We start from the raw sequence: 22,671 nt of genomic DNA, 5'->3' as shown, positions 1-22,671 counted from the left end.
CCACATGGCTGGAGACAGCAGGGAGATCGGCCACGGGATGAATATCAACCACTTCCACCGTCCGCCGGCCTGGGCAGCCGCGCATGGAATTCGCCGACGATGCCGCGCCGGAAGACGAGCACGCAGATCATGAATATCAGGCCGGTGGCGATGGTCACCGGAAAGCCGGAGGTGGCGAGTGTGTTTTCAAGGCCGACGACGAAGCCGGCGCCGACGACCGGCCCGACCATGGTACCGATGCCGCCAAGCAGCGACATCAGGATCACCTCGCCCGACATCTGCCATGTCACGTCGGTGAGCGTCGCGAACTGGAACACGATTGCCTTGACCGCGCCGGCAAGCCCGGCTAGCGCGGCCGACATCACGAAAGCGGCGAGTTTATACCTGGCGACGGAATAGCCGAGCGAGATGGCGCGGTTCTCGTTCTCGCGGATCGAGCGCAGGATCATGCCGAACGGCGAGTTGATGATCCGCCAAATGGCGAAGACGCCGATCAGGAAGATGGCCAGCACGACATAGTACATGTTGACCGTGGCGTTCAAATCGATGATGCCGAAGAGGTTGCCGCGCGGAACGCCCTGGATGCCGTCCTCGCCTTGCGTGAACGGTGCCTGCACGCAGAAGAAGAAGAACATCTGCGCCAGCGCCAGCGTGATCATGGCGAAATAGATGCCTTGCCGGCGGATGGCGAAGAAGCCCATGACCAGCCCGAGCAGGGCCGCGCCGGCGGTACCCAGCAGAATGCCTGCCTCTGGCGGCCAGCCCCATACCTTGACGGCATGCGCGCAGAAATAGGCGGCGCCACCGAAGAAGGTCGCGTGGCCGAAGGACAACAGGCCGGTGTAGCCGAGCAACAGGTTGAAGGCGCAGGCAAACAGCGCAAAGCACAGCATCTTCATAAGGAAGAACGGGTAGACGAAGAACGGCGCGGCGATGAGCGCCAATACCGCCAGCGCCACCAGCGCGCGTTCCAGCCGCACGGAGGCCGCGGCGCGCTTTTCGTGAAGCGTCAGCTCGCTCATCTCAGGCGTCCCTTCCGAACAGGCCGGCCGGCCGCAGTAGAAGCACGATCGCCATGATGACGAAGACGACAAGGTTCGACGCCTCGGGATAGAATACCTTGGTTAGGCCCTCGGCGAGGCCGAGCATGTAGCCGGTGACGATGGCGCCCAGGATCGAGCCCATGCCGCCGACCACGACGACGGCGAAGACGACGATGATCAGATCCGACCCCATCAGCGGACTGACCTGGTAGACGGGAGCCGCCAGGATCCCGGCAAGACCGGCAAGTGCCGCACCCAGTCCATAGGTGAGTGTCAAAAGCAGTGGCACGTTGACGCCGAAAGCCTGGACCAGTTCTGGATTTTCGGTCGCGGCGCGCAGATAAGAGCCAAGCCTGGTCTTCTCGATCAAAAGCCATGTGCCCAGGCAGACGAGAAGCGATGCCAGCACCACCCAGCCGCGATAGTTGGGCAGGAACATGAAGCCGAGATTGGTGCCGCCCGCAAGTAGCGCCGGCACCGCATAGGGATTTCCCGAGACGCCGTAATAATAACGGAAGACGCCCTCGATGACCAAGGCCAGGCCGAAAGTGAAGAGCAGGCCGTAGAGAGGGTCGAGCTGGTAGAGCCGCGAGAGCGCTGCACGCTCGACCGCAATGCCGAACAGCCCGACGGCGAGCGGCACCAGGATCAGCGCCGGCCAATAGCCGATGCCGAGATGGACAAGCAGCAGATAACCGATGAAGGCGCCCAGCATGTAGAGCGCGCCGTGGGCGAAATTGATGATGCGCAGCAGGCCGAAGATGACGGCGAGGCCAAGGCTCAGCATCGCATAGAAGGAACCGTTGATCAGCCCGACCAGCAACTGCCCGAGAAAGGCCTGGATGGGGATGCCGAAGATCATCGTCATGGCGCGATCATACTCCGAGCACCTCGTGAAGTTGAGCGTCGTGGGCGGCCAGTTCGCCGACCGGAAACCCGCTCAGCACCTTGCCGTGCTCCATCAGGTAGAAGCGGTCGGCAATGCGGGCGGCGAAACGGAAATTCTGCTCCACGAGCAGGATCGTCATGCCGCGCTTTTTCAACGTCGCAAGCAATTCGCCGATGCGCTGGACGATGACCGGCGCCAGGCCTTCGGTCGGCTCGTCGAGGAGCAGCATCCGGACACCCGTCCTCAGGATGCGGGCGATCGCCAGCATCTGCTGCTCGCCGCCGGATAGCCTGGTGCCCGGGCTGTTGCGGCGCTCCTTCAGGTTGGGAAAGAGCTCGAAGATCTCCTCGACGCTCATGCCGCCCTTGGCCACCACCGGCGGCAGGATCAGGTTCTCGTCGACTGTCAGCGTGGCGAAAATGCCGCGCTCCTCGGGAACGAAACCGATGCCTTGGTGGGCGACACGGTGCAAGGGCAGGCCGATCAAGTCGTTGCTGTTGAAGACGACACTGCCGGTGCGCTTGCGGATCAGCCCCATGATGGCGCGCAGCGTCGTGGTCTTGCCGACGCCGTTGCGGCCAAGCAGCGTCACAGTTTCGCCGCGGAACACATCGAGGTCGACGCCGTGCAGCGCGTGGCCCTCGCCGTACCAGGCATGGAGATCGCGCACGGCAAGCAGCGGCTCACTCATGCTCGGTTCCCATATAGGCTATCCGGACGCGTTCATCCTGGCTGACCGTCGGATAGTCGCCCGCGGCGAGCACCTTGCCGCGCTGCATCACGGTGATCCAGTCGCAAAGATCGGCAACGACGGTCAGATTGTGCTCCACCATGAGCACGGCCCGATCGCGGGCCAAGGCGCGGATGATCCCGGAGATCATGCTGACATCCTCGTGCCCCATGCCGGCCATCGGCTCGTCGAGCAGCAGCACCTTTGGATCGAGCGCCAGCGTGGTGGCGATCTCGAGCACGCGCTTGCGGCCATAGGAGAGATCGCCGGCGAGCCGGTGCGCCGCGTCGTCGAGGCCGACCGTGCCGAGAAGCTCGCGCGCCCGCGGCGTCAGTTGGTCGAGCGCCGAAAGCGGGCGCCAGAACTGGAAGCCCAGCCCCCCTGGCCGCTGCAGCGCGACGCGCACATTGTCGAGCACGCTCAGATGCGGAAAGATCGCCGAGATCTGGAACGAGCGCACGAGGCCCATCCGCGCCACCTTGGCCGGCGGTGTCCGGGTTATGTCGGTGCCGAGCAGTTCAATCGTGCCGCTGGTCGGCTGCAGGAACTTGGTCAAAAGGTTGAAGATCGTGGTCTTGCCGGCGCCGTTGGGTCCGATCAAGGCGTGAATCCTGCCGTGATGAACGTCGAGATCGACATCCTTCACCGCAACGAACCCGGCGAAATCGCGCCTGAGGCCGCGGGCGGAAAGCACCACCCGCAGCACGGCTCCATCGCCGTCAGGCCTGACGGCCGCGGCGGTTGCCGTCGTCACTTGCTGACGAGCGGGCAGCCGCTATCCGTGGCCTTCATGAAGGCCTGGTCGCCCGGAATGGTTGCAAGATAGGTGTAGTAGTCCCAATCCTTCTTGCTCTCCTCGGGCTTCTTGACCTGATAGAGGTACATGTCGTGCACCATGGAGCCGTCGGCCTGCACCTTGCCGTTGGCGGTAAAGACGTCATTGACCGGCATCGAATGCAATTCCTTGGCCACCGCTTCGGTTTCGTCGGTGCCGGCCTTGTCGATGGCCTTGAGATACTGCGACACCGCCGAATAGGTCCCGGCCTGGACCATGTTCGGCATCCTGCCGGTGCGTTTGAAGAAGCGGTTGGCGAACTCGCGGCTCTTGTCGTCGCGATCCCAGTAATAGCCTTCGGTCAGCACGACGCCCTGGGCCGCCTGCAAGCCAAGGCCATGCACTTCGGCCAGCGTGAACAGAAGTGCCGCGAGCCGCTGGCCGCCGGCGACGATGCCGAATTCGGCGGCCTGCTTGATCGAATTGGAAGTGTCGAGACCGGCATTGGCAAGGCCGACGATCTTGGCGCCGGAGGATTGCGCCTGCAGCAGGAAGGATGAGTAGTCGGTCGAGCCGAGCGGATAGCGCACTTCACCAAGCACCTTGCCGCCGCGATCCTTGACGAGCTTGGCGGTCTGCTCCTCGAGCGAATAGCCAAAGGCGTAGTCGACGGTGATGAAATACCAGCTGTCACCGCCTTGCTGCACCAGGGCACCGCCTGTGCCGACGGCCTGGGAATGGGTGTCGTAGGCCCAATGGAAACCATAGGGCGAGCACTGCTTGCCGGTCAGGTCGGTCGCAGCCGCGCCGGTGACGATGTCGATCTTCTTCTTTTCCTTGGAAAGTCCCTGAACGGCTAGCGCCACCGAGGAGGTGGTCAGTTCCATTATGGCATCGACCTGCTCGGTGTCGTACCACTGGCGCGCGATGTTGGAGGCGATGTCCGGCTTGTTCTGGTGGTCGGCGCTGATGACCTCGATAGGCGCGTTCTGGACCTTGCCGCCGAAATCCTCGACAGCCATCTTGGCCGCCTCGACGGACCATTTGCCGCCGAAATCGGCATAGACACCCGACTGGTCGTTGAGGATGCCGATCTTGACCTTGCCGTCGGAAATTTCGGCTGCTGCCGCTGGCATCGCGGTCCCCACAAGCAGCGCGGCTGAGATGAGATAGGATGCTTTCACTGGTATTTCCTCCCTTGTGGCCACTGTCGAAAACGCCCATTGCGGCCCTGTGACGGCTTCGAGTGCACCGTCTGGTCCCGCGTGAAGAATACGTCCTGTGCTCGCCACAGTTCCAAAGTGCCCGGACACATGGTCACAAGCGCACATTCGGAATGCACAGGGATTCGTAACATCGACATGGAACGTCGAGAACCACTATTTTCGTATCAGGCGCACCGGTAGCGGTGTGCGCTGCTGGCTAGGACTTGTCGCGCGCTATCAGCACGATCTTTGCCGGATCGAAATCGACCGCGACGACGCTGCCTTCCGGCAGGGCAGGTGTGACGATCGGCGACGTCGCAAACAGCTCGACCGCCGGATCGTTTATCGCGACGCGGTATTCCATGTGGTCGCCGAGATAAGAACTCTTGACCACGCGCCCTCTCATCCCGCCGGCTGCCGGCTGGCCGGCGACGAGGCGCACGGCATTCGGCCGGACGGCCAGCACCGCCGGCCCCGCCGCGATGCCGCGATGCGGCATGTCGAGCCGCAGCGGCCCGATCTTTACCTCGGCATTCGTCCCATTGCTGGCGAGAACCTCGACATCGAGCAGGTTGGCGTCGCCCATGAAATCGGCGATGAAAGAGTTCCTGGGTTCGTTGTAGAGGTCGCGCGGGGTCCCGTCCTGAGCGACGCGGGCAGCGTTCATAACGATGATGCGATCGGACACGGCCAGCGCCTCCTCCTGGTCATGCGTCACATAGACAACGGTCAGCGCGAGGTCCTGCTGAAGACCGCGGATTTCATCGCGCACTCGCCGGCGCAACTTGGCATCGAGATTGGACAGCGGCTCGTCGAACAGAAGCACCTTCGGCTCCAGCACGATGGCGCGCGCCACGGCCACGCGCTGCTGCTGGCCGCCCGAAAGTTCGCTCGGCTGGCGCTTCTCGTAGCCGGACAGGCCGACCTGTGCCAGCTTCTCGGCGGCGCGCCCCGCGGCCTCAACCTTGCCGAGCCCGGTCGCCCGCAGGCCGTAGCTGACATTTTCTATGACGTTCATGTGCGGGAACAGCGCGTAGGACTGGAAGACCATGCTGACGTCCCGTTCGGCGGCTGACAGCAAGGTGACGTCCTTGCCGTCGATGACGACGCGCCCGTGGCTTGCGTGCTCCAGCCCGGCAATCAGCCTAAGCGTCGTCGTCTTGCCGCAGCCGGAAGGTCCGAGCAGCGTCACCAGGCTGGCCGGTGCGATGTCGAAGCTGACATTGTCGACGGCAGTGACGGCGCCGTATTTCTTGGTGACGCCCTCGAAACGCACTGCCGGTCTGTCCACCACGCCGGGGGCAGCGTTCTTCGCCGTTTGATCCATACGCTTCTCCCGATCAGATTGGTGCCACGACGGCTTGCGCCTCGGCCCGGCGCCGGCCAAGCCGGCGTTCCCCGACCAGCAGCTGGATGCCGATCAGAATGATCATCATGACGACGATCAGCACCGCCGAATAGACGATGGCGATGCCGTATTCGCCGACATCGGCTCGCCCGACAATATAGACGGTGGCGAGATTGAAGCGGCCGGTCGCCAGGAAGATGACGGCGCTGACCGCTGTGACCGCACGCACGAAACTGTAGATCATCGCGGTCACGATAGCCGGCTTCAGGATCGGCAGGATCACCCGCCGCAAGGTGGCGAAGGAACGCGCCCCCAGTGTCAGCGATGCCTCGTCCAGGCTCTTGTCGATCTGCCCAAGATTGGCGAGGCCCGCACGGATCGCAACCGGCATGTTGCGGAAGATGAACGAGATGACGATGATCAGTCCGGTGCCGGTCAGTTGCACCGGCGGCACGTTGAAGGCGAGGATATAGCTGACGCCGACGACCGTGCCGGGAATGGCAAAGCTCATCATGGCGAGGAATTCGAACATCGTGCGCCCGGCGAAATGCTGCCGGTCGAGCAGATAGGCGGTCAGGATGCCGAGCGCGGCGGTGAACGGCATCGCCACCAGCGCAAGGCCGATGGTCATCAGCAGCGACGGCCAGGCTGACCCGCTCAGGAACCAGCCATTGACGCCTTTCTCGACGGAGAAAGCGGTGAGGAAATATTCGAGCGTCGGCGTGTTGTCGCGGCCGATCGATTGCACGAAGCCGCCGCCCAGGATGATGCCATAGACCACGACGGTCAGAAGCAACCAGGGAACGACGGCGGCGTAGCAGCCGATGCGCAAGCCCTTGGGCAGCGTGGCCGGCACACCGCCATCGCCCTTGCCCGCGACGGTGACGTAGCTGCGGCTGCCGATCCAGCGGCGCTGGATGACGAAAGCGGCGAGCGTGAATCCCAGAAGCACGATCGCCAGCACCGCCGCACGGCCTTGATCATGCGCAGCGCCCACCACCGCAAAGAAGATGTCCGTCGACAGCACGTTGAAGTTGCCGCCCAGCACCAGCGGGTTGGCAAAGTCGGCCATGCTCTCGATGAACGAGATCAGGAAGGCGCTGGCCAGCCCCGGGCGGATCAGCGGCCAGGTGATTGTGCTGAAAGTGCGCCAACGGCTGGCGCGCAAGGTCTGCGAGGCCTCCTCCATGCTCGGGCTGACGCCCTGCAGCACGCCGGCCAGGACCAGGAAAGCGATCGGCGTGAAGGCCAGCACTTGCGCGATGGTGATGCCGGCCATGCCGTAGATCCAGCGGCTGCGCGGAATACCGAGATGTTCGGACAAAAGATTGGTGACGATGCCGGCCCGGCCGAACAACAGGATCAGCGCCAGGCCGATGACGAAAGGGGGCGTGATGATCGGCAGGATGGAGAGGCCGCGCAGCAGCCATTTGGCAGGCAGCCTGGTGCGCAACGCAATCAGCGCCAGCGCCAGGCCTAGCGCCGTGCAGAAGAAACCCACCAGCACCGCGATCGCCACCGTATTCCACGCCACGCCGCAGGAACCGTCGTCGTAGAGGCAGCGCAGGCTCCAGATGTTGGCACTGAACAGCTTTTCGGCAAACAGAGCCGGCACGATATTGCCGTCATTGTCCTCGATGGCGGAAGCGAGGATCGACAACAGCGGATAGGCCACGAACAGGATCAGCGAAGCGATCACGATCAGCAGCGAGCCGACGACAAAACGATCGCCTTTGCACCAGCCACGCGCGGCCAGCGCCTCGGCGATGAACATCAGCATCGCCAGCGCGTACAGCACGGCACCCCAGCCGAGCCCCGGCTGCACCGGTCCCGGCGTACTGGCGAGATGCCCGAGCCAGGCAAATCCCCAACCCGAATGGATGATGGAAAAACCCTCGATCACCAGCCAGGCGAGGCCGGCTGCGCCCGCCACCGCCAGGCCGGGGAGGTTCCGGCGCGCGACGAGCCAGCTTGCCAGGAGAAGTGGCAGGATCAAGGGAAGCAGCCACAGCTGACCGTTCAGCGACAGCAGGATGGCTGGTGCCGCCTCCGCCGGACGCGCCAGCCAGTCAAAGGAAAGCAAGCCGCCTTCGACTTTGTACCATGGCAGCACAATGAAGCTCGCCCATGCCAGCGCCAGCCATCCGGCGGCACTGCGCCCCGGGAGGTCATTGGCCATGGGATAGGGCGAAGCCCGTGCCATTCGACATCTTCCTTCGGTATGGTCGGGGTTGCGCCGGCTGCCCCGCAGGCAGCCGGCGGATCGGCCGTACGGACCAGATCAGCCGCCGTTGCGGATCTCATCGGTGAACTTCTTCAACAGCCGCTTGCGCTCCGCTGATGATCCATATTTGGCGAAGTCGTAGTCGATCAGCTTGATCTTGCTGAGGTCCGGCGCCTCGGGCGGCACCGGGGTGCCGGTGTTCGACGGGATCTGGTAGCTGCCGTTCGGAGCCGCCAGTTTCTGCGCGTCTGGCGTCAGCGCCCAGTCGTAGAATTTCCGCGCCTCGTCGATGTGCTTGGCCCCGGCAACAATGCTCATCGACCCGATCTCGAAACCGGTGCCTTCACAGGGCGAGACCACCTTGACGGCCGGGTTCTGCTTGGCGGCGTTGATGACGTCGTGCTGGAAGGAAATGCCGACCAGCGTCTCGCCCTTGCCCACGGCGAGCGCGGGTGCGGCGCCCGCCTTGGTGTATTCGGCGATGTTCTTGTTGAGCTGCTTGAGATAGTCGAAAGCCTTGTCCTCGCCCATCAGTTGCACGATTGTCGCCAGCATCGTCCAGGCGGTACCCGAGGAATTGGGGTCGGCCATCTCGATCTCGCCCTGGAAATCGGGCTTGACCAGATCCGCCCAGCAGGCCGGCGCCGTCAGGCCGCGCTGTTTCAGGTCTTCCTCGTTGTAGCCGTAGCCAAGCGCGCCGAGATAGATGCCGACGGTGCGGTTCTTGGCGCGTTCAGCCTGCCTCAAAGCCCAGTCGCGCAGGTTCGCCAGCTGCGGCGACTTGTATTCCTGGGTGAGACCTTCTTCCGCCGCCTGAAGATGCGGGTCGCCGGTGCCGCCCCACCAGATGTCGGCTTGCGGATTGTCCTTCTCGGCCCGCAGGCGCGCATAGATCTCGCCGGCGCTCATGCGGGTCATGTCGACGCTGACGCCGGTTTCCTTCTGGTAGGTCGTGGCCATGGCCCGGCACCAGGCTTCGTCGACGCCGCAATACATCACGAGGTTGCGATCCGCCGCATGGGCGCCGCCGGCCAGACCGAAAATGGCCAGCACCGCAAGGCCAAGCCACGTCCTGCCTTGTCTGCGATCAAATGGACCTTTCATCGATAATTCCTCCCTTTCATGCTCTCTGGAATTGGTTATTCGTCGTCGAGCGGCACTCCGATCACCTGGGACAATCTCGCCGCCACACCCGGCGCCGCAGCAAGCACCGGATTGCCCTTCGCCATGCCGTCGCCGTCGAGAAAGCGGTTGACGCGCCCGCCGGCTTCCTCGACCAGCAGCAATCCGGCCAGGCAGTCCCATGCATTGATATGAAGCTCGGCATAGGCATCCGAGCGGCCGTCGGCCACATAGGCAAGGCCGAGCGCCCCCGAACCGGAGCGGCGCACATTGGCGCCCAGCGACCAGACCAGGGCCACCTTGTCCAGATAGTCGCGGTTGGGAATCCGCGGCGACCAGCCGAACTCCACGGAGGCGCGGTCGAAGGCCTGGGTGCGCGAAACATGGATCGCCGCGCCGTTGCGCGTCGCACCGTGCCCGCGGCGGGCAAAATAGACCTCCCCGATGGCCGGATTGGCGATGCCGCCGATCTCGCTGCGGCCGTCCTGGACGAAGGCGATCGAAACGCAGAAATGCGGAATGCCGCGCATGAAATTCGCCGTACCGTCGATCGGGTCGACGACCCACATGCGATCAGAGCCGCCGCTGCCACCGGTTTCCTCGCCCAAAAACCCGTCCTCGGGAAAGGCCGCGGCCAACGTCGTGCGGATGTGATGCTCGACCTTGCCGTCGGTCTCGGTCAGGAAATCCTGCGGCCCCTTCATCTCCACAGGCTGCGCGCCGTCGATTTGGCTGTAGCCCTGCATCGCCATGTTTCCCGACGACAAGAGCAGTTGCCGGCAAACATCGGCACGCCTGTCGAGTTCGGCTTCGGACATCCGGCTCGCGTTAGGCTGCACCGCCACGCTGTTCATGCTGTCCGTCCAGACAATGGCAGTTCCGATGCGGTCCGCGAAGAAATGGGCAAGGTAGCCTCCGGCGCCGGCTTCATGCACGGCTGTGCAAAGCTGTTTCATTTACGCATGTGTGTCAAGGGCAGCGGTTACACCTGTGACTGGCTTGCGCTATGCTGCACGTGCGTGCAAAGAATCGAGAAACGCAGCGAGAGTGTGCATGACGACGCCAAGAGGCCGTATTGGCTTTTCCAGTGCCCAGCAGGTCGCGGAGCTTGCCGGCGTTTCGCGCTCGGCGGTATCACGCACGTTCACGCCCGGCGCCAGCGTTTCGGAAGAAACCCGCGAGCGGGTGCTGCTGGCGGCCGAGCAGCTCGGCTATCACGTCAACCACCTGGCGCGCGGCCTGATGCGGGCATCGACGGGCATCGTCTGCCTTGTCGTCGCCGATGGCGACACGCCCTATCAGGCTCGTATCCTGCGGGCGCTGACACAGCATTTGAGGGATGCCGGCAAAGTGGCCATGGTATTCAACACGTCGGGCCCCAGCCACCATGTCGACCAGGCGCTGCGCAACACGCTGAACTACCGTGCCGATGCGACGATCGTGCTGTCCGGCACGCCGCCGCAGGAGCTGATCCGAACCTGCCTCGAGAACGGGCAGCGCCTGATCCTGATCAATCGCGACGACCGGTTCGACGGACCGCATAACATCGGCGTGGACAACGCCGCCGCCGCCGAGGCGGCACTTCACGCCTTTATTCGTGCCGGTTGCACCAGGCCTGCCCTGGTGACGTCGGCAGCCGGCACGCCCAGTCTGGTGGCGCGCGAGACGGCCTTTCTTGCCGCAGCGCGCAAGGAAGGACTGGAGGTGATCCAGTGGCGCGAGGGCCGCACGGGTTATGCGACCGGGGCAGAAGGCGCAAGGCGCCTGCTTTCGGGCCGGCAGCGACCGGATGCGGCATTCTGCGTGACCGACCTGATCGCCTGCGGTTTTCTGGACGCGGCGCGCCACGAGTTCGGCGTCGACGTCCCGCGCGATCTCTGCGTCGCCGGCTTCGACGACATCGAGCAGGCTGACTGGGCTTCCTACCGGCTGACGACCTTTGCGCCGCCGATTGAGGAGATCGCCACGCACGCCGTGCGACTGGCCGCCGGTTCGCGCGAGGAAGCAGGCGCCGGCAGTCGCCTGACCTGCCACGCGCCGATGGTCTGGCGCGGCACTGTGAGGCCAGGTCGGGGCTGATGCCGATTGGACCAGAGTCCGGTCGGTGAGCGTCTCATGCGCTAGATCGCAATGCTGCCGATCGCGGCATCGACGGCGTCGCCCAAACGGTCGACGATAATATCGACCGTGCCGTCGTCGACGATGAATGGCGGTGCAAGCAGGACGTGATCGCCGGCCCGCCCATCGACGGTGCCGCCCATCGGATAAACCATCAACCCCCGCTGCATCGCTTCCGATTTTATCCGGGCATGGACCTTCAGGCGCGGATCGAACGGGGCCTTGGCCGAGCGATCCGCGACAAGTTCGATGCCCTGGAAAAGGCCGCGCCCGCGAATGTCCCCGACATGGTGATGGTTGCCGAAGCGCTCACGCAGCCGTCGTTCGAGCGTGGCGCCTCGCGCCGCGACATTGGCAAGCAGACCATCACGCTCGATGACCCGCTGCACGGCGAGGCCGGCCGCACAGGCGAGCGGATGACCGATGTAGGTGTGACCGTGCTGGAAGTCGCTGCCTTGCGAAAAAGCATCGAATATCCGGTCGGATGCCAGCACCGCCCCGAGCGGGGCATAGCCGCCGCCGAGCCCTTTGGCGATCACCATGATGTCGGGTGCGACGCCTTCCTGGTCGCAGGCATGCAGTGTTCCGGTACGACCCATGCCGCACATGACTTCGTCGAGGATGAGCAGCACGCCGTGGAGATCGCAAATCTCGCGGATGCGCCTGAAATAACCGGGTGCGGGTGGCACGGCGCCGAGAGTCGCTCCAACCACTGTCTCTGCGACAAAAGCAATGACCGTTTCCGGCCCGAGTTCCTGCAGCTTCGTCTCAAGCGCATCGGCGGCGCGCAGCCCGTAGGCCTCGCTGCCTTCATCCGGCCGCTGATGCCGATAGGCATAGCATGGTTCGATATGATGGTTTTCGATCAGCATGGGCTCGAACGGCGCCTTGCGCCAGGCGTTGCCTCCCACCGAAAGCGCGCCCAGCGTATTGCCATGATAGCTCTGCTGACGGGCCACGAAGCGGCGGCGCTGCGGCTCGCCGCGCTCGACGAAATATTGCCGCGCCATCTTCAGGGCGGTCTCGATGCCTTCCGATCCGCCGGAGACGAAATAGACGTGATGAAGATCGCCCGGCGCGTGAGCGGCAAGTTCGTCCGCCAGTTCCTCCGCCGGCCGGGTGGTGAAGAAGCTGCTATGCGCATAGGCGAGCCGGTCGAGTTCGGCATGCATCGCGGCAAGAACAGCCGGATGCTGATGGCCAAGACATGAGACGGCCGCACCGCCGGAGGCGTCGATATAGCGGCGTCCCTTGCTGTCGATGACGGTGACGCCATCGCCGCCGACGGCAACGGGATAGTCGTGGTGGATCTGGCGATGGAGGATATGCGTCATGACCGTTGCCTGGTTTCGTAGATATGGGTGGAAAGGGTATCGAACTGACGTTCGACGTCGCGCATGGCGGCCAGCGCGCGATCGCCGGCGGCGGCCGCCAGGATCGCGGCCAGCGTTTCGGCGATGGCAAAGGCCGGCGCCATGGTGTGGAAAAAGGACGGGCTCTCGGTTGGCACGATGATGACGGCGCCCGCCCGGTTGACGAGAGGCGAGACGACGCTGTCGGTAATCGCCACGATTTCGAGCCCACGGCTGCGTGCATAATCGACGAGTTCGACGGCGGCGCGCGTATAGGGCTTGACGCTGATCGCCAAAAGCACGTCGCCCGCTCCCGATTCCCACAAAGGATCAGGTCCGGTTCCGCCGACGCCGTCAAGCAGACGCACCGCGCCGCCGGCGAGGCCATAGACGTAGGCGAAATGGCAGGCGACGGGGTAGCTCGACCGATAGCCCAGCGCATAGATGCGCTTGGCGCCTGCCAGCACCGAGGCTGCCCGGGTCACCGCCTCCAGCGTCGCCGGATCGCAAAGCTTCGCCATATGGCGCTCGAGCGTTTCGGCCAGCTCGAAGGCCAGCGCGCCGTCTCCTCCGCGCTTGCGCCGCGCCATCAATGCTTCGGCCTTGCCCAAGAACTCCTTCTCGCCGCGGCGAAGTTGCTCGGCGTAGAGGTCGCGCAGGCTATCGTAGCCGTCGAAGCCCATGCGCTGGGCAAGCCGCGTCATCGATGCCGGGGTCACCCCGGCGCGCTGCGCCTGGACGCGCATCGACAGGAGGGCAACGTCACGCGGATTGTCGAGCACCCATTGCGCCGCCGCGCGAAGCTGGCGCGGCATCGTCTCGAAACTCTCGAGCAGGCGCGAGCGGAAGGCGGGTTCCAACATGGCGCGAATTTACGCCGGCCGTTGACGAGCTGCAATGAATATTTCAATCTGCCAGAAATGAGCGTAGTGTTTCATTCAATCAGAAAACAAGAACAGGGGAAATTCGCATGAAACAGACCATATCCAGTCATTTGGGAGCGCTGGCGGCACTCGCGCTGGCTTCCTTGCCGTTCGCAGCCGCACCGGCTCTGGCCGAGGATCCAATCGCGCTAGGCTGGGTGGGGCCGCTGTCGCCGCCCGGCAACTATTCCGGCGGCCAGGAAATGCAATGGGCGGTGCAGCTCGGAGTTGACGAGGTCAACAAAGCCGGCGGCGTGCTCGGCCGTCAGCTGAAGGTGAGCTACGAGGACACCAAAGGGCAGCCGGCCGACGGCAGCGCGGCGGCGGTTCGGCTCATCACCAAGGACAACGTCGCCGCAATCTTCGGCGAATTCCATTCCTCGGTCGCCCTCGCCGAAATCGAGGAGGCGCACAAATACGGCGTCGCCTGGGTCGGTACAGACGTATGGGCGGATGCCATCACGGCCAAGCAGTATCCGGAAGTCTATCGTCTCGCTCCGGCCAACTCCCTCGTTTACGTCAAGGCGGCCGACTGGACGGTCGAGCAAGGTTTCAAGAACATTGCCATTATCGCCGAAAACACGGATTTCGGCCAGGGCGGGGCCAAGGTCATCGCCGATGAGCTGAAGGCCAAGAACCTCCCCTATACGCTGGCGACGATCGACCTCAACCAGCAGGATTTCACGCCCGCGCTGCTGCGGCTGATGAATCAGAGCCCGAGGCCCGATGCGATCCAGATGGTGATCGCCGGACAGGCGCAGTATCAACTCGTCAAGCAGGCCTGCCAGCTCGGCCTCGCACCGACTGCCGAAACGGCCCTCATCGGCTCCTCGGGTCTGCTGCAGAAGGAAGTGTGGGAAGTCGACGGCGAATGCGCCAACAATCTTCTCATCGTCAACGTCGCGCAGCCCAAGTCGCAATGGAACGACAAGGCCAAAGCATTCGTGAAGGCGTTCACCGAACGCTACAATAGGGCACCGACCGGCGTGGCCATGGAGGCCTATGACACGTTCGGTGTCGTCGTCGAAGCGATCAAGAAGGCAGGCTCGGCTGACCGCGCGGCGATCGTGAAGGCACTGGAAGAGATCAAATATGAAGGGGTGAACGCCACCTACACCTTCCCGACCACCAAATCTCCCGACTGGGCTTTCCATCAGTTCGTCGACGTGCCGTTCACGATCATCCAATACACGGCCGTGAACCAGGCGCCGGAGGATGCTGCGATCGTCTATCCGAAGAAGTGGGCCACCACCGACAAGGTCATGCCCGGCAAATGAACGGCACGCCGGCGGCTCCATGGCCGCCGGCGGCCGCTTCACTGGACAGGCGGCCGACAACGAGGTGATGTGAACCCATGAGCTATTTCCTCCTCCTGGCCGTCAACGGCCTGGTCATCGGCCTCATTTTCGCGCTGACGGCGGCGGGGCTCACTTTGGTCTTCTCGGTGTTGAAGGTCGTCAATTTCGGCCATGGATCGCTCTATATGCTGGGCGGCTATGCGTCCTACTACATCATCGCCTGGTTCCATGCGCCGCCGCTTCTCGGTGTCGCCGGCGCGATGGTGGCCCTGTTCATCTTCGGCGTGCTCTTCGAGAGGCTCGTCATAGCGCCGATGTATACCGACAAGGTCGAGCGCAAGGACGAATACGCCATTATCGTCACCTTCGGCCTCACCATTCTGATCACCAATCTCGGCCTTGTCGTCTTCGGTCCCTTCGCCAAGGCGCCGCCGTCCTTCATGACAGGAGCGCTGATCCTCGGTCCGTTGATCCTGCCTTACGACCGGCTGATCGCTGCGGTCGCTGCCGTCGTCCTGCTTGTCGGTCTGACGCTTTTCCTGAAGCGCACCTCGCTTGGCCAGGCACTCGATGCGGTGAGCCAGAGCCGCGAGTCCGCCGCGGTCATCGGTATCGATCCACGCCGCATGTACACCATCGCTTTCGGCATCGGCTCGGCGCTTGCCGGCGGGGCAGGGGCGTTGATCGCGCCGATCTTCGCCCTGTCGCCGTCGATGGGTGAGTTGCCGGCCGTGCAGGCCTTCATCATCATCGTGCTCGGCGGCATGGGTTCCGTCGGCGGAAGCATTACCGGCGGCATCCTGCTCGGCCTGGTGCAAGGGCTGGGTGTCGGCTATCTGCCGGATCCCAATCGCGCGCTTGCCTATACGCAGGCGTTCGGAGCGCTGCTGCTCGTCATTGCATTGCTCTTCAGGCCGACCGGCCTGTTCGGCCGCTCGCATCTGCGGCTGGAATAGGATCACGGCAATGGTCCGTCCAACATTCTCGCAATCGGCCCAGGCGATTCTGCTCGTGGTGGCGTTGCTGGTGCCGCTCGGCGTCGGACCATACTGGACCCACGTCGGCGCCATCGCCTGGTACTATGCACTGCTTGCCGCGGGTTGGGCGCTGCTTGCCGGTTTCGCGGGTCAGTTCTCCTTCGCCCATGTGGCTTTTGCCGCGCTGGGCGGATATGCCTCGGCCTTGTTCGTTGGCCAGATCGGCATGCCCCTGCCGCTTGCCATTCTTGCCGCCATCGCTCTTGCCATTGTGGCGGGCGCCCTGATCGGCGCGCTCGTCCTGAGGCTTTCCGGGCCTTATCTGGCCCTCTTCACGCTTGCCATTTCGGAAATCTTCCGCCTCGTGCTGGTCGCGGAGGAAGACATCACACGCGGCATGCTGGGCTTGCCGGTGCCCGGCCTCTTTTCCGGTCGATCGGACCTGCCTTATTACTATCTCGGCCTTGCGCTCGTCGTACTGGCGGTATTGGGAATGAACGCCTTGTTGGCGACCCGCGTCGGTCTTTTTCTGCGTGCCATCCGGGAAGACGAGGGCGCCGCGCGCGCCAGCGGCGTGGATACCACGCGCTACAAGATCCTCGTCTTCGTGGTAACCAGCGTGATCGCGGCGATAGCCGGCATTTATTACGGCCATTTCATCGGCATCCTGACGCCCAACATGGCTATCCTGCCGGAGATGGGTCTGGTTATCGCGATGGCGGTGATCGGCGGCATCGAAAGCCTGCCCGGCGCCGTGGTCGGTGCAGTCGTCGTCTTCCTGCTTTCCGAGACGCTGCGGTCCTACGGCGAATGGCGTTTCGTGCTGATGGGTCTGGCGCTTATCCTGGTGCAACGCTTCGCGCAGAACGGCCTGTATCCGATGGTCGAAAACTGGGCGCGCTTCCGCGCGCGGCCACGGGAACAAGCGCCTGTTCCAACTGCTACCACCGAGGAACCCCATGCCGGTTGAGAAGGACACCGCTTTTTTCTCGGTCAGTGGTCTTGCCAAGCATTTCGGCGGCATCCATGCCGTCGAGGGCTTATCCTTTGCCCTGGCCCGCGGCGAAATTGTCGGGTTGATCGGTCCCAACGGCTCGGGAAAGACGACCACCATCAACATGGTGACGGGCGCGCTCAAACCCGACGGCGGTGCCATCCTCGTCGAGGGCACCGACATGGCCCGCTCGCCGGCTAATCTTTTCGCGCGCCGCGGCGTCGCCCGTACTTTTCAGGTTCCCCGCCTGTTCCGCCGCATGACCGTGCTGGAAAACCTGATCGTGCCGGCACTTTCCGACCCGGCTGAACGGCGCGCCGCGGCAGAGGAGCGCGCCCGTGGGGTTCTTGCTTTCCTGAGGCTCGACCATCTCGCCGACAGTTATGCAAGAGCGCTTTCCGGGGGCCAGCAGAAGCTGCTGGAACTCGGCCGGGCGCTGATGCTCAAACCGAGATTGCTGCTTCTGGACGAGCCCTTCGCCGGCGTCCACCCGCGCCTGCTGGAGGAGATCATCGAGCACATAAGGAGCCTCAATCGCGACGGTCACACCATCGTCGTCGTCGATCACAACCTCGAGGCCATCCAGTCGGTCGTAACGCGCGTCATGGTGATGGCGCGGGGGCGCAAGATCGCCGACGGCGCGGTCGCCGAGGTGCTGCGCAATCCTGAGGTCGTGCACGCCTATACGGGATCCCGCGCAACGCATCGGGAAGCACGATGATGGAATCCGCTTCCCTGCCGTCGACCCCGCCGCTGATCGCCTGCGAGAACCTTGTCGCCGGCTATACGCGCGACATCGACATATTGCGCGACGTTTCGGTCAGAGCCTGGTCTGGCAGCATTTCCTGTGTGGTCGGGCCGAACGGCACGGGCAAGTCGACGCTTCTCAAGGCGTTGTTCGGCTTTCTGAAACCGAGTGCTGGCCGGGTGCTTCTGCGAGACGTGGACATCACCGGAAACCCGCCCTTCCGGATGCTGGGCCTTGGCCTGGCCTACCTGCCGCAGCGGCCGAGCCTCTTTCCTCATCTCTCGGTCGAATCGAACCTGAAACTCGGTCTCTGGCATGCCAGGCCGAAGAAGACGGTGCTGACCGAGAAACTGGAACATGTCTATGAGCGGTTTCCCGTCGTTCGGGAGAAACGCACGCAGCCTGCCGGCCAGCTCTCGGGAGGCCAGCAGCGACAGGTCGAGATCGCACGCAGCCTGATGGCCGATCCGTCGGTCTACCTGATCGACGAACCGACCGCCGGCGTCGATCCGCAGACCAGCGAGACGATCTACGACATCGTCCGCGATCTTGCCCGCGAACTCGGCAAGGCCGTGCTGCTGGTCGACCAGGATATTCGCGCCGCGCTTGCCATCACCGACTACGTCTATGTGGTCAAGAACGGCACGGTTTTTTCCGAAGGCGCGCGCGCGGATTTCGGTGCCGATACCGACGCTCTTGTCGCACGTTGGCTGTATGCGAGCGGAGAATGAACATCCAGCTTACGGCGTGGCGTAGCCCGGCGGCTGTTCGAACAGCCCGCCGCGCCGAATCTCGAGCGCCCGCCCGATCCTCAGCGCCAGCGGATCCTGGAAGCGGCGAACCGCGATCTGCAATCCTGCGGGCAGACCATTGACGAGACCGATGGGGACGCTGAGCGCTGCCATATCGAGGAGGTTCACCATGCGGGTAAACGTCCCAAGCGGCGTCGTTGTCTCATCGATGTCGGCCAATGGCGGCGCGGTAATCGGCGCCGTTGGCGTCAGGAACGCATCGGCGCCTTCGAGATCGCGATGAAACTCGATCTGCGCGGCTCGGCGCCTTGCAATCAACTCGTGATAAGCGGCGAGGCCGATTTCCCTGCCCTTGAGAACCCGCATGCGGATCGCCGTGCCGACGCCGCTGTCCGCGGGTTCCACGTAACGGCCGAGATGATGCCAGGCTTCGACGGCCATGATGTCGCCGGCCAGGGCCTTGTAGGTGTCGTAAGATTGCGGCATCGGCATCCGATCGACATTGGCACCGAGCGCCTCCAGTTCAGCGACGGTGGAGTCGAAGCGGTCCAGGATGCCGGGGTCTACGCCGGCAAGGTCCACGGCCGAGGGGATGCGCAGGCGAAGGCCCGATATGCTCCGCTCGAGCCCGTCGAGCGGCGAGGTCGGCGCCACGCCAAAGGTGGCCGGATCGCCGGGATCGGGACCCTCGAGCGCGGCCAGCAGAAGGGCTGCATCCTCCACCGACCGGGTCATGGGACCGATGCTGTCGAAGGACATGGCAAGCGGCAGCAAGCCGCCGCGCCCGACAAGACCGAAGGACGTCTTCAGGCCCACGATTCCGCACATGGCGGACGGATTGCGGATGGAGCCCGTAGTGTCGGTGCCGAGCGCGACCGGCACCAGTCCGGCGGCGACGGCCACGCCCGAACCGCTCGACGATCCGCCCGGCGCGCGCGGGATGGCGCTGTCACGCGGGTTCAGGGGCGTGCCGGCGACCGGGTTGGTCCCCCAACTGCCAAAAGCAAATTCCACGGTGTGCACCTTGCCCAGCAGGATCATCCCGGCCGCGACAAGGCGTTCGATTGCCGTTGCCGTGGCGGTTGCGAGTTCGCCCGCAAGCGCTTTCGAGCCTGCCAGGGTCGGATAGCCTTCGACGTCAAGCAGGTCCTTGGCCGCGAAAGGGATACCGTCCAGCGGCCCTTTCGAGACGCCGCGACTGCGACGCTCGTCGGCTTCGCCGGCGGCCTGGAGCGCAGCCTCAGGAAACAGCCGGACGAACGCATGCAGCGAGTTGTCATGAACGTCGACACGATCCAGCGCGCGCCGGACGATCTCGGTCGAGGATGTGTTGCCATCGGCGAGCGCGCGGCTGAGTTCGGCGGCGGTGGCGAAGGCGGAAATCCCTTGGGCGGTGGCGTTCATGCTGTCCTACCTGTGCGAGTCGGTGAAATGAAGCATGGAAAACCACGTTGCGGGAGAGCCAATTGGGCCCGGAGATGAAATTGAAGCCGTTGCTGATCATGGTTGCGCCGAACGGAGCGCGCAGAACGAAGGCCGATCATCCGGCTCTGCCGATGACCGCCGACGAACTTGCCGAAACGGCGAGGCAGTGTCTCGCTGCCGGCGCCGCCGCCATCCATGTGCATGTCCGCGATGCTTCAGGCCGGCACACGCTTGACGCCGCGCTTTACCGGGATGCCATCGCGGCGATCCGGGAGCGGACGCAGGGCGTCATGGCGATCCAGATCACGACTGAAGCGATCGGGCTCTATTCGCCACGCGAACAGATGGACCTTGTTCGGGCGCTTCATCCGGTTTTCGTCTCGATCGGCTTGCGTGAGATAATCAGCGATGGCGAGGCGGAGCCGGCCCGCTTCTTCGCGTGGGCCGGTCGGGAAGGCATCGCGGTCCAGCACATTCTCTATGATCGGGCCGATCTCGACCGTTTCATCGATCTGCGGCGGCGAGGCATTCTGGCGGAGCCCACAAGCCCCCGGCTGCTGTTCGTCCTTGGACGCTATGCCGCCGATCAGGAAAGCCGGCCCGAAGACCTCGATGTCTTCCTTGAAGGGCTCGATGCGCATGGTCTTGAAGGCGCCGTATGGTCGGTCTGCGCCTTCGGACGGGGCGAGACCTTGGCGCTGACGGCGGCGATCGCGGCGGGAGGGCACGTGCGGGTCGGCTTCGAGAACTCTCTCTGGCACGCCGATGGCAGCCTCGCCCGCGACAATGCCGAACGGGTCGCGGCAATCGTCGAAGCCGCTGGCCGCACGGGGCGCCCGATTGCCTCTGCCGCGCAGGCGCTTGATATTCTCGGAATTGCCCGCCAGCAGTGAGGGCCCGCGCGCCTTGTTAGGGGATCGGCCGCGCGCCTGCAAATTCGCCAGGGGAGGACGGGCACGGTCTCGAACGGACCCGTCATATCCTTGCATCCAAATCGGGCGGCTTGCCTTGCGAGCCGTCTTCCTTGTGCGTTTTATCGCGGATGGCCCGGAACAATGGCCCCGATGAGGGGTTTGGTCGCGACATAGCGAGCGACGGAGCCAGCGATGTCCGAGCATGTTCCCCCAAACTCCTCCAGTCTCAGCAGACGAAGCTTTATGACCGCGACCGTCTCCGCGGCTGCGGTGACTCCGCTTCTGGCCTCGACAGCCAGGTCCGAGGAGCCTCCGGCTGCTGCCGCCAAGCCAAACGAGCCTGTCATGACAACACTGACCATCAACAAGCAGCCATACAATCTGGCGCTCGACAGCCGAACCAGCCTGCTCGACGCCTTGCGCGACCATGTCGGCCTGACGGGCACGAAGAAAGGTTGCGATCATGGCCAATGCGGTGCCTGTACGGTGCTGGTCGATGGCCATCGCGTGCTCTCCTGCCTCAGCTTCGCGGTGATGAACGAGGGCAAGGCGGTAACCACCGTCGAAGGGTTGGCGTCGACGGATGGCGGCCTGCATCCGATGCAGCAGGCCTTCATCGATCACGATGCGTTCCAGTGCGGCTATTGCACGCCCGGCCAGATCATGTCCGCGATCGGCTGCGTCGACGAAGGACATGCCGGTTCAGAGGACGACATTCGCGAATATATGAGCGGCAACCTTTGCCGATGCGCGGCATACCCGAACATCGTCGCGGCAATCCTCCAGGCCCGCGACCAGATCAGGAGGGCCTGAGATGCATCCTTTCGTCTATGAGAGGCCCGCCAGCCTCTCCGCGGCGGTCGCCGTCGCCTCGCGCTCGGCCACCAGGCATCCGCCGACGCAAGCCCCCGCGCAGTTCATTGCCGGTGGCACCAATCTCGCCGACTATATGAAACTCGGCGTCGCCCGGCCGGAACGCTTGCTCGATTTGAACGGTCTCTCCGAACCGGCATTGCGGCGGATCGAGACCGGTGGTGAGGGTCTGCGCCTTGGCGCTCTTGTGCGGATGGGCGACGCGGCCGAGAATGCCGAGATCAAGCGTCGGTATCCGGTGATCGCGGAGAGCCTGCAACTGGCGGCAAGCGGCCAGCTGCGCAACATGGCAAGCCTTGCCGGCAACATCCTGCAGCGGACCCGCTGCGAATATTTCCGCGAAACCTCATGGCCATGCAACAAGCGCGAGCCAGGCTCGGGCTGCGCCGCGATGGACGGGTTCAACCGCCAGCATGCCGTGCTGGGGACCAGTGAGAACTGCATCGCGACCTATCACGGTGACTTTGCCCAGGCCCTGATCGCGCTTGACGCCACGGTTCATGTCCAAGGCCACAACGGGCGGCGAAAGATTCCGTTTGCCAGCCTGCATCGCCTGCCCGAGGACAGCCCTCACATCGAGACCGACCTGGCACCCGACGAGATCGTCACCGCCATAGAGGTGCCCGCCGGCGCATGGACCAGGCGTTCGCGCTATCTCAAGATCCGCGATCGGCAATCCTATGCGTTTGCCCTTGCATCGGCCGCGGTCGCCCTCGACCTCGACGGCGAGACCGTGAACGAGGCGCGCATCGCGCTTGGCGGCGTGGCGACCGTACCCTGGCGGGCAAGAGCGGCGGAGGAGATCCTGCGCGGCAAGGTGCTCGACGAGGCAGCGGCGGCCGAGGCCGCCGAAGCCGCGTTCGCCGAGGCCCAGCCGCGTCGGCACAACGCATTCAAGATAGAACTCGGCAAGCGAACCTTGATCAGGGGGCTGCTCGAAACCCGTGACATGAAGGTGTGA

At 64.2% G+C, this 22,671-nt stretch carries 21 protein-coding genes; 9 read left to right on the top strand and 12 right to left on the bottom strand.

Going from position 1 to position 22,671, the window contains the following annotated elements; genetic code table 11:
- Positions 1–44 precede the first annotated feature (44 nt).
- The 9 genes from FJ959_RS23605 to FJ959_RS23565 all read right to left on the bottom strand — a co-directional run bounded on the left by FJ959_RS23605 (position 45) and on the right by FJ959_RS23565 (position 10,154).
- Positions 45–1,022, bottom strand: coding sequence for a branched-chain amino acid ABC transporter permease (locus tag FJ959_RS23605; protein ID WP_140632373.1), 978 nt, complete (start codon positions 1,020–1,022; stop codon positions 45–47).
- 1 nt (position 1,023) lies between these two features.
- A complete protein-coding gene (locus FJ959_RS23600) occupies positions 1,024–1,911 on the bottom strand; it encodes a branched-chain amino acid ABC transporter permease (protein ID WP_140514993.1) in 888 nt (295 codons plus the stop codon).
- Between the two features lie 7 nt (positions 1,912–1,918).
- The gene (locus FJ959_RS23595; protein ID WP_140498404.1) at positions 1,919–2,623 is read right to left on the bottom strand and encodes an ABC transporter ATP-binding protein; all 705 of its coding nucleotides are present in this window, start codon (positions 2,621–2,623) and stop codon (positions 1,919–1,921) included.
- Positions 2,616–3,416 (bottom strand): ABC transporter ATP-binding protein, encoded by an 801-nt coding sequence (locus tag FJ959_RS23590; protein WP_181165310.1) that lies wholly within the window; start codon positions 3,414–3,416, stop codon positions 2,616–2,618. The genes FJ959_RS23595 and FJ959_RS23590 overlap by 8 nt, the downstream gene beginning before the upstream one ends.
- The gene (locus FJ959_RS23585; protein ID WP_140632370.1) at positions 3,413–4,621 is read right to left on the bottom strand and encodes an ABC transporter substrate-binding protein; all 1,209 of its coding nucleotides are present in this window, start codon (positions 4,619–4,621) and stop codon (positions 3,413–3,415) included. Before FJ959_RS23585 ends, FJ959_RS23590 begins: the two co-directional genes overlap by 4 nt.
- A 238-nt stretch (positions 4,622–4,859) precedes the next feature.
- Positions 4,860–5,969 carry an ABC transporter ATP-binding protein gene (locus FJ959_RS23580; RefSeq protein WP_140514996.1) on the bottom strand — a complete coding sequence of 370 codons (1,110 nt, stop codon included), beginning with the start codon at positions 5,967–5,969 and terminating at the stop codon, positions 4,860–4,862.
- 13 nt (positions 5,970–5,982) lie between these two features.
- Positions 5,983–8,193 (bottom strand): iron ABC transporter permease, encoded by a 2,211-nt coding sequence (locus FJ959_RS23575; RefSeq protein ID WP_224680648.1) that lies wholly within the window; start codon positions 8,191–8,193, stop codon positions 5,983–5,985.
- Positions 8,194–8,271: 78 nt separating this feature from the next.
- Positions 8,272–9,318, bottom strand: a complete 1,047-nt coding sequence (locus FJ959_RS23570; RefSeq protein WP_140560387.1) for an ABC transporter substrate-binding protein — start codon at positions 9,316–9,318, stop codon at positions 8,272–8,274.
- A 35-nt stretch (positions 9,319–9,353) separates the two neighbouring features.
- Positions 9,354–10,154 (bottom strand): inositol monophosphatase family protein, encoded by an 801-nt coding sequence (locus FJ959_RS23565; RefSeq protein ID WP_181165316.1) that lies wholly within the window; start codon positions 10,152–10,154, stop codon positions 9,354–9,356.
- A 235-nt stretch (positions 10,155–10,389) separates the two neighbouring features.
- Here FJ959_RS23565 and FJ959_RS23560 point away from each other — a divergent pair, with 235 nt between their 5' ends.
- The gene (locus tag FJ959_RS23560; protein WP_140632367.1) at positions 10,390–11,415 is read left to right on the top strand and encodes a substrate-binding domain-containing protein; all 1,026 of its coding nucleotides are present in this window, start codon (positions 10,390–10,392) and stop codon (positions 11,413–11,415) included.
- A gap of 41 nt (positions 11,416–11,456) precedes the next feature.
- Here the strand turns inward: FJ959_RS23560 and FJ959_RS23555 are convergent, their stop codons facing one another.
- Positions 11,457–12,788, bottom strand: a complete 1,332-nt coding sequence (locus FJ959_RS23555; RefSeq protein WP_140560389.1) for an aspartate aminotransferase family protein — start codon at positions 12,786–12,788, stop codon at positions 11,457–11,459.
- Positions 12,785–13,669: a MurR/RpiR family transcriptional regulator gene (locus FJ959_RS23550; RefSeq protein WP_140558647.1), complete on the bottom strand. Its 885-nt coding sequence runs from the start codon at positions 13,667–13,669 to the stop codon at positions 12,785–12,787. The genes FJ959_RS23555 and FJ959_RS23550 overlap by 4 nt, the downstream gene beginning before the upstream one ends.
- Positions 13,670–13,776: 107 nt before the next feature.
- Between FJ959_RS23550 and FJ959_RS23545 the strand changes: the two genes are divergently transcribed.
- The 5 genes from FJ959_RS23545 to FJ959_RS23525 all read left to right on the top strand — a co-directional run bounded on the left by FJ959_RS23545 (position 13,777) and on the right by FJ959_RS23525 (position 18,477).
- Positions 13,777–15,006 carry an ABC transporter substrate-binding protein gene (locus FJ959_RS23545; RefSeq protein WP_140632365.1) on the top strand — a complete coding sequence of 410 codons (1,230 nt, stop codon included), beginning with the start codon at positions 13,777–13,779 and terminating at the stop codon, positions 15,004–15,006.
- A 77-nt stretch (positions 15,007–15,083) separates the two neighbouring features.
- Positions 15,084–15,983: a branched-chain amino acid ABC transporter permease gene (locus tag FJ959_RS23540; protein WP_140632363.1), complete on the top strand. Its 900-nt coding sequence runs from the start codon at positions 15,084–15,086 to the stop codon at positions 15,981–15,983.
- 10 nt (positions 15,984–15,993) lie between these two features.
- Entirely contained in the window at positions 15,994–16,974 is a 981-nt protein-coding gene (locus tag FJ959_RS23535) for a branched-chain amino acid ABC transporter permease (protein ID WP_140632360.1), read from the top strand.
- Entirely contained in the window at positions 16,964–17,719 is a 756-nt protein-coding gene (locus FJ959_RS23530; RefSeq protein WP_140515007.1) for an ATP-binding cassette domain-containing protein, read from the top strand. The genes FJ959_RS23535 and FJ959_RS23530 overlap by 11 nt, the downstream gene beginning before the upstream one ends.
- A complete protein-coding gene (locus FJ959_RS23525; protein ID WP_181168630.1) occupies positions 17,719–18,477 on the top strand; it encodes an ABC transporter ATP-binding protein in 759 nt (252 codons plus the stop codon). The genes FJ959_RS23530 and FJ959_RS23525 overlap by 1 nt, the downstream gene beginning before the upstream one ends.
- A 9-nt stretch (positions 18,478–18,486) precedes the next feature.
- Here the strand turns inward: FJ959_RS23525 and FJ959_RS23520 are convergent, their stop codons facing one another.
- Positions 18,487–19,902, bottom strand: a complete 1,416-nt coding sequence (locus tag FJ959_RS23520) for an amidase (RefSeq protein ID WP_140632355.1) — start codon at positions 19,900–19,902, stop codon at positions 18,487–18,489.
- Between the two features lie 80 nt (positions 19,903–19,982).
- On the opposite strand from FJ959_RS23520, the gene FJ959_RS23515 reads away from it, so the two are divergent.
- The 3 genes from FJ959_RS23515 to FJ959_RS23505 all read left to right on the top strand — a co-directional run bounded on the left by FJ959_RS23515 (position 19,983) and on the right by FJ959_RS23505 (position 22,671).
- Positions 19,983–20,816 carry a 3-keto-5-aminohexanoate cleavage protein gene (locus FJ959_RS23515; RefSeq protein ID WP_246679000.1) on the top strand — a complete coding sequence of 278 codons (834 nt, stop codon included), beginning with the start codon at positions 19,983–19,985 and terminating at the stop codon, positions 20,814–20,816.
- Positions 20,817–21,029: 213 nt separating this feature from the next.
- Positions 21,030–21,650, top strand: a complete 621-nt coding sequence (locus FJ959_RS23510; protein WP_140632350.1) for a (2Fe-2S)-binding protein — start codon at positions 21,030–21,032, stop codon at positions 21,648–21,650.
- 1 nt (position 21,651) lies between these two features.
- The gene (locus FJ959_RS23505; protein ID WP_140623986.1) at positions 21,652–22,671 is read left to right on the top strand and encodes a xanthine dehydrogenase family protein subunit M; all 1,020 of its coding nucleotides are present in this window, start codon (positions 21,652–21,654) and stop codon (positions 22,669–22,671) included.

The sequence above is a fragment of the Mesorhizobium sp. B2-2-4 genome (assembly GCF_006442375.1).
Lineage (GTDB): Bacteria > Pseudomonadota > Alphaproteobacteria > Rhizobiales > Rhizobiaceae > Mesorhizobium.
This window is presented reverse-complemented; position numbering and strand designations above follow the sequence as displayed.